Origin of the sequence: Amycolatopsis palatopharyngis (assembly GCF_003385185.1) — a bacterium.
In the GTDB taxonomy this organism is placed as follows: domain Bacteria; phylum Actinomycetota; class Actinomycetes; order Mycobacteriales; family Pseudonocardiaceae; genus Amycolatopsis; species Amycolatopsis palatopharyngis.
The window spans coordinates 70,092-77,126 of the sequence record NZ_PQHZ01000032.1 but is presented as its reverse complement, the minus strand read 5'-3'; the positions used below and the strand labels follow the sequence as shown (position 1 = coordinate 77,126).

General features: G+C 72.4%; 7 protein-coding genes and 1 rRNA gene. All 8 read left to right on the top strand.

Features of this window, described 5'->3' with window-relative positions; genetic code table 11:
- Positions 1-6: 6 nt before the first annotated feature.
- The 8 genes from rrf (at position 7) to recN (ending at position 7,021) form a co-directional block, all read left to right on the top strand.
- Positions 7-123 (top strand): 5S ribosomal RNA (gene rrf, locus D0C15_RS22605).
- 129 nt (positions 124-252) lie between these two features.
- Complete coding sequence (locus tag D0C15_RS35145; protein ID WP_245976126.1) at positions 253-807, top strand: hypothetical protein; 555 nt, start codon at positions 253-255, stop codon at positions 805-807.
- Positions 804-2,063: a hypothetical protein gene (locus tag D0C15_RS22600; protein ID WP_245976125.1), complete on the top strand. Its 1,260-nt coding sequence runs from the start codon at positions 804-806 to the stop codon at positions 2,061-2,063. Before D0C15_RS35145 ends, D0C15_RS22600 begins: the two co-directional genes overlap by 4 nt.
- A complete protein-coding gene (locus D0C15_RS22595; protein ID WP_116048954.1) occupies positions 2,056-3,063 on the top strand; it encodes an HAD-IIA family hydrolase in 1,008 nt (335 codons plus the stop codon). Before D0C15_RS22600 ends, D0C15_RS22595 begins: the two co-directional genes overlap by 8 nt.
- Before the next feature lie 17 nt (positions 3,064-3,080).
- Positions 3,081-3,317, top strand: coding sequence for a hypothetical protein (locus D0C15_RS34245; protein WP_162830198.1), 237 nt, complete (start codon positions 3,081-3,083; stop codon positions 3,315-3,317).
- A gap of 4 nt (positions 3,318-3,321) precedes the next feature.
- Positions 3,322-4,140 (top strand): TlyA family RNA methyltransferase, encoded by an 819-nt coding sequence (locus tag D0C15_RS22585; RefSeq protein WP_116048951.1) that lies wholly within the window; start codon positions 3,322-3,324, stop codon positions 4,138-4,140.
- Entirely contained in the window at positions 4,137-5,102 is a 966-nt protein-coding gene (locus D0C15_RS22580) for an NAD kinase (RefSeq protein WP_116048949.1), read from the top strand. Before D0C15_RS22585 ends, D0C15_RS22580 begins: the two co-directional genes overlap by 4 nt.
- Before the next feature lie 80 nt (positions 5,103-5,182).
- Positions 5,183-7,021, top strand: coding sequence for a DNA repair protein RecN (gene recN, locus D0C15_RS22575; RefSeq protein WP_162830200.1), 1,839 nt, complete (start codon positions 5,183-5,185; stop codon positions 7,019-7,021).
- Positions 7,022-7,035 lie beyond the last annotated feature (14 nt).

The window sequence follows — 7,035 nt, the reverse complement described above, 5'->3', positions numbered from 1 at the left end:
CAGAGTTACGGTGATCATAGCGCCAGGGAAACGCCCGGTCCCATTCCGAACCCGGAAGCTAAGCCTGGCAGCGCCGATGGTACTGCAGCCGAAGGGCTGTGGGAGAGTAGGACGTCGCCGAACACCCTTTCCGTAGGGCCCGTTAGGGTTGCCAGTTGGCTCCCCTAGCGGGCCCTACGTGCGTGTACAGGAAGTTTTGCCGGTTGGAGGACCAGGTGTCGGAGTTCGGTCGACGTGACGCTGCGGACGACAGTGAGTCGGGCCGGCCACGGCGCGATGACAGGGCAGGGCGCGGCGAGGGCCGACCGCGCCGGTTCGACGAGTCCGGAGCCGGTAGCCGCGATCAGCGCGGTGGCGGCGGCAAGACGGACCGTCCACGCCGCGACGATCGCCCGCGCAGGGACGATCGCCCCCGGCAGGACGACCGGCCGCGGCGAGATGACCGTCCGCGACGGGACGACCGGCCCGAGCGGTCGGGCGGCCGTCCCGGCAACCAGGACCGTGGGGGCGACCGCCGTGGTAGCGGGCCCCGTACCGGTGACACCCGGGGTGGCAGCCCACGGGATCGCGGTGGACAGCGAGACCGCACGGCCGGCGACCGGTCCTCCAGTGACCGCAGGGACTCCAGGTATGGCCGTCCTGAGCGCGACAGTGGGGATCGCCGTGGTGATTCGCGCGGTGGACCGAGGGACAGTCGCGGGCAGGCCCCCCGGCAGGGCGGAGACCGAGGCCGCGATTCGAAGCCGTTCTCCCGCGATCGCAGCGCGGGCCACGGGCAGGCACCGCGTCGTGAGGACCGGCCGGTGAACCGTCAGGAGCGCAGGGACGATCGGCCGGACCGCCGCTCCGAGCGGCCCGCGTACCGGCCCGACCAGCGCCGGGATGATCGCCCTGACCGGCGGCCCCAGCAGCGCCGGGACGATCGCCCCGATCGCAGGGACCAGCGGTCCGAGCCGCGTCGTGATGACCGGCCGGACCGGCGTTCCGAGCGGCCCGCGTACCGGCCCGAGCAGCGTCGCGATGATCGCCCAGACAGGCGTCCCGAACGTTCTGGTCGTCCCGCGTACCGATCCGATCGCCGGGACGACCGGCCGGACCGCAGGGACGAGCGCGGTGGCACCGATCGCCGTCCTGCCGACTCACGTGGCGGCGATCGCCGGGACCAGGGCAGGCGCCCGGACTCGCGGCCGCCGCGGAGTTCGGCTCCGTCGGCCGGTCCCGCACGTTCGGCCGTGCCCGCCGGGCCGGTCGACGACGTCACCGCGGCACGCGAACTGCTCGCCGCTCCCGAACTCCCGGAGGGTATCGAGTACTCCGACCTCGACGAGGAGGCCAGGAGGGAACTGCGCACCCTGCCCAAGGATCTCGCGGAGCGTATCGGCAGGCATCTCGTGGCCGCGGGCGGGCTGATCGACGAGGATCCGGAGGCCGCGCTCGAGCACGCTCGTTACGCGAAAGCGAAGGCGTCGCGGGTGCCGATCGTCCGTGAGGCGGCGGGCCTGGCCGCCTACCACGCCGGTCACTGGGCCGAGGCGCTCACCGAACTCAGGGCGGTGCGCCGGATGTCACGCACGGACATGCACGTACCGATCATCGCCGACGCGGAACGTGCGATCGGCCGTCCGGAACGGGCACTCGACCTGGCCCGCGAGGTCGACCCCACCACGCTGCCGAAGGCTGTGGCCGTTGAGCTGCAGATCGTGGCCGCTGGTGCTCGCCGCGATCTCGGGCAGCTCGACGCCGCCGTGGTGGCGCTGCAGGGGCCGGACCTCGATGCCGCCGCCAGTCAGCCGTGGGGCGCACGGCTGAGCTACGCCTACGCGGACAACCTCGCGGCTGCCGGCCGTACCGAGGAGGCGCTGCGCTGGTTCATGAAGGCCGCCGACGCCGACGCCGAGGACGAGACCGACGCGGCGGAACGGGCGGCGGAACTGGGCGAACTCCTCGACGACGCCGACGCGGGCAAAGACACCCCGGCTGTTGGCGGCGACACCGCCGATTCGGATGTCACGGACAAGTCGCCCGAGGAAGCCGGAGGCCGCGGGGACACCCTCGATGGGTGAGGCTCTGCTCAGCCGGCACGACGCGGTACTGCTCGATCTGGATGGCACCGTCTACCACGGAGCCCGGGTGATTCCGGGCGCCGCGGAGGCGGTGGCCGGGGTACGCCAGATGGACGTGCCCGTGCGGTTCGTGACCAACAATGCGTCGAAGGCTCCGCGGTCGGTCGCCGAGCACCTCCACTCGCTCGGCATCGACGCCGAGCCGGCCGAGGTCAGCACCAGTTCCCAGGCGGCCGCCTCGGTGCTGGCCGAGCGGCTCCGCGCCGGCTCCGCGGTCCTGGTGGTCGGTACCGGTGCCTTGGCCGCCGAGGTCGAGTCAGTCGGGCTCTCGCCGGTTCGTGAGGTGACCGATGAGGTCGTCGCCGTCGTGCAGGGGCATTCCCCGGACACGACCTGGGCGGAGCTGGCCGAGGCCTGCCTCGCCATCCGGGACGGTGCACTCTGGGTGGCCTGCAACGTGGACGCCACCCTGCCCACCGAGCGGGGGCAGCTGCCCGGCAACGGCGCGATGGTCGCCGCGCTGCGCACCGCCACCGATGTGGAACCCACGGTCGCGGGTAAACCGGAGGCGCCACTGTTCCACGCCGCCGCCGCGTCCGCGCGCGCGACCTCGGCGTTGGTAGTCGGCGACCGGCTGGACACCGATATCGCCGGCGCGGCCGCCGCGGGGCTGGACGCCCTGGTCGTGCTCACCGGCGTCGCCACAGCCCGGACTCTGCTCACCGCGCCGCGCGCTCAGCGTCCCCGGTACGTCGCCGACCACCTCGCCGCCCTGACCGGCGGTGCGGACGAACTGGAGATCGGACCACGGCCCGGATGGCATGTCCGTGCCGAAGGTGACGCCCTCGTCGTCGCGGCCACAGCTGACCGCACCGGTGCACACGACCGGCTCGACCTGTTACGGACACTGTGTGACGCGGCTTGGCGGCACGGGACGCCGAGGCTGGTGGCCGCGGACGACGACACCCGCGGTGCACTGGACGACCTCGGTCTGACGTGATCCGTTAGCGTTGAGGGGTGCACGAACACAGCGACAGCGACACGCCGGCCCCGGCGCCGCGGCCGGTTCCAGGGCCTCCGCCCGCGCAGGGCCGCCAGGACGAGCCGCAGGACATCGATCCCAGCGCCGGGATCGATGACGCGGTCGCGGCCCTGGACGACCTGCGTGACGTTCCGCTCGCGGAGCACGTGGAGCGGTTCGACGCGGTGCACACGGAACTCACCGTGGCACTGTCCAGTATCGACAAGGTGTGATCTCGTGCCGCGCAAGGCACGCCTCGACGCGGAACTGGTGCGCCGGGGCCTTGCCCGATCCAGGGATCACGCCAGCGAACTGATCGGCGCGGGCAAGGTGACGGTAGGCGGCATGGTCGCGAGCAAAGCCGCGACCGGTGTCGATCCCGGCGCCGCCGTCGTGGTCCGGGACAACGACGATCCGGGCTGGGCCTCGCGCGGGGCGCACAAGCTGCTCGGTGCGCTCGCCGCGTTCGAGCCGGAAGGGCTCACTGTGGCGGGGCGGCGTTGCCTGGACGCGGGAGCGTCCACCGGCGGTTTCACCGACGTGCTGCTGCGCGCGGGTGCCGCCACCGTCGTCGCGGCCGACGTGGGCAGGGGCCTGCTGGACTGGCGCCTGCGTACCGACGACCGCGTGCTGGTGCTGGACAGGACCAACGTCCGCGCCCTGACCGTCGAGCAGATCGGCGGCCCGGTCGACCTCGTCGTCGCGGACCTTTCGTTCATCTCCCTGCGGCTGGTGCTGCCCGCGTTGGCGAACTGTGCGGGCACGGGCGCCGATCTGGTCCCGATGGTGAAACCGCAGTTCGAGGTCGGCAAGGATCGGCTCGGCAGCGGTGGCGTCGTCCGCGACCCGGAGTTGCGGGTGGCGGCCGTGTGCGATGTGCTCACGTCCGCGTCCGGTCTCGGCCTGCATCCAAGAGGCGTCGTCGCCAGCCCACTGCCGGGTCCCTCCGGCAACGTGGAGTACTTCGCCTGGCTGTCCCGCTCACCTGAGTGGAAAGCCGGCGTCGATGAGATCGAACGCCTCGTTCGTACCGCGGTCCGGGAGGGTCCCTCGTGAGTCAGTCGCACAGTGGCGACAGCAGCGCAGGTGGCGGCAACGGTGTCGCCCCGGCGAGGGAGATCCTGCTCGTCGTGCACCCGGACCGCGACGCGACGCGGCCAGCGGCCCGTGAGGTCGCCGCGCGCCTCGCCGCGGCCGGCATCCGCCTGCGGGTGGTCGACGACGACGTCCGGGACCTGCTCGGTCCGGACGGCGACGGCGCGCCCTGCACGGTGGTCACTCCGGGGCAGGACCCCGCCGCGGGCACCGAACTGGTGCTCGTCCTCGGCGGGGACGGCACGCTGCTGCGGGCAGCCGAGTTGGCGCGCCCGGCCGGTGTCGCGCTGCTGGGGGTCAACCTCGGCCGGGTCGGGTTCCTCACCGAGGCCGACTCGGACGCGCTCACCGAGACCGTGCAACGGGTGGTGGAGCGCCGCTACCGCGTCGAGGAACGGATGACGGTCGACGTCACCGTGTTCGTCGAAGGCCGCGAGATCGCCCACACCTGGGCGCTCAACGAAGCGAGTGTGGAGAAGTGCTCACGCGAGCGCATTCTGGACGCGCTCATCGCGGTCGACGGCCGTCCGGTGTCCTCTTTCGGCTGTGACGGCGTGCTGTGCGCCACGCCGACGGGGTCCACGGCGTACGCGTTCTCCGCGGGCGGGCCGGTGATCTGGCCCGAGGTGGAGGCACTGCTGGTGGTGCCGAGCAACGCGCACGCCATGTTCTCCCGGCCGCTGGTGGTGTCGCGGGACTCGGTGATCACCGTGGAGGTGGACCCGGATGGGTTGCCCGCGGTCCTGACCTGCGACGGTCTCCGCCATATCGAACTCCCCCGCGGCTCGGTAGTGCGCGTGGTGAGCGGGCAGGTACCGGTGCGGCTGGCGCGACTGCGCGACGGGCCGTTCACCGACCGCCTGGTGCATAAGTTCGCGTTGCCGGTGAAGAGCTGGCGGGAGCGCCACGCGCGCATGCAGTAGGCCCGGCCGGGGGAGGCCGGTGGAACGGATTCCTCCGGTGCGGGGGCGCGCTGTCGGTGACAGGCACTACGGTTGGGGCCGTGCTGGCCGAGATGCGCATTCAGGGCCTTGGAGTCATCGAGGACGCCCTGCTCGAACTGCACCCGGGATTCACCGTGGTCACCGGGGAGACCGGGGCGGGCAAAACCATGGTGGTGAGCGGGCTGCACCTGCTCTCCGGCGGGCGTTCCGAGGCGTCAAAGGTCCGGGTGGGGTCACCGAAGGCCGTCGTCGAGGGCCGATTCGAGGGGGTCACCGCCGAGCAGGCCACCGAGATCATCACCGGAGCGGGCGCCGACCTGGACGAGGATGGTGGGGTGATAGCGCTGCGCTCCGTCGGCTCCGACGGTCGCTCCAGGGCGCACCTCGGCGGGCGGTCGGTACCTGTCGGGGTCCTCTCCGAACTCGCCGAACAGCTACTGGCCGTGCACGGCCAGAACGACCAGCTCCGGCTGTTGCGCTCCACCGAGCAGCGAGCCGTCATCGACCGGTTCGCCGGGGATTCGGTCGCCGTTCCGCTGGCCGAGTACCGGGAGGTCCGCGCCGAGTGGCAGGCGGTGGCCGCCGAACTCACCGAGCGCACCAGCAGGTCCAGGGAGCTGGCGCAGCAGGCGGACCTGCTGCGCCACGGTCTCACCGAGATCGAGGCGGTGGAGCCGGTCGCGGGCGAGGACGCCGAACTCACCGAACAGATCAAACGACTGGCCGCCGTGGACGAGCTACGGGCCGCGGCGGGCGCCGCGCACCTCGCCGTTTCGGGCGGCACGGACGGCGACTCGGAGAACCCGGGGGCACTCGGGCTGATCGGCGACGCCAGGCGCAGGCTCGGGGTGGCCGAGGACCAGTTGCTGCGGGATCTCGAACCCCGCCTCGCCGAGGCCGCGGTACTGATCTCCGAGGTGGGCGTGGAGCTCGGAAACTACCTCGAGGGGCTCGACGCCGACCCGGAACGGCTGGAACAGGTGCTGGCCCGGCAGGCGGAGCTGAAGAAGCTCACTCGCAAGTACGCCGCCGATGTGGACGGTGTCCTCGACTGGGCCGAGGACGCTCGCCAGAGACTGTCCACCATGGACACTTCCGACGAAGCCCTCGCCGAACTCGCGGCCCGCAGGGACGCGCTCGCCTCGACCCTCGCCGGACACGCCAAGCGGGTGTCCGAGGCACGGGTGCGGGCCGCGGGGGAGCTGGCCGGGGCGATCACCGCCGAGTTGGCCGGGCTCGCGATGGGGCAGGCCGAGATCGAGGTGACGGTCCGATCCCGGCCCGCGGACGACGGCGACCCGTACGCACTCACCGTCGGTGGGCAGCCCGTGCACGCGGGACCGGACGGGGTGGACGAGGTGGAACTGCTGCTCCGTGCGCACGCCGGGGCACCGGCACTGCCGGTGCACAAGGCCGCGTCCGGTGGCGAGCTCTCCAGGGTGATGCTCGCGATCGAGGTCGTCCTCGCCCATGCCGACACTGTGCAGACCCTGGTGTTCGACGAGGTCGACGCGGGTGTCGGCGGCCGGGCCGCGGTGGAGATCGGCAGGCGGCTCGCTCGCCTGGCGCGCAGTCACCAGGTCCTCGTGGTCACTCACCTGCCGCAGGTCGCGGCGTTCGCCGACCGGCACCTGGTCGTGGACAAGGGCACGGCGGAGGGCATCACCCGCAGTGGCGTCACCGTCCTGGCCCAGTCCGAGCGCGTGCTCGAACTCGCCAGGATGCTGGCCGGAATGGACGGGACCGAGACCGGCAGGGCCCATGCCGAGGAACTGCTGGCTTCGGCCGAAGCGGCCAAGGCCGGGGGCAACGAGCCCGCCGAACGTGGCAACGGTGGCCGCGCGGGACGGGGCGGCAAGGCCAGGAAGAAGCGCGCTCGCACGGCTGGCGCGAGCTGACTCACCCGGAATAG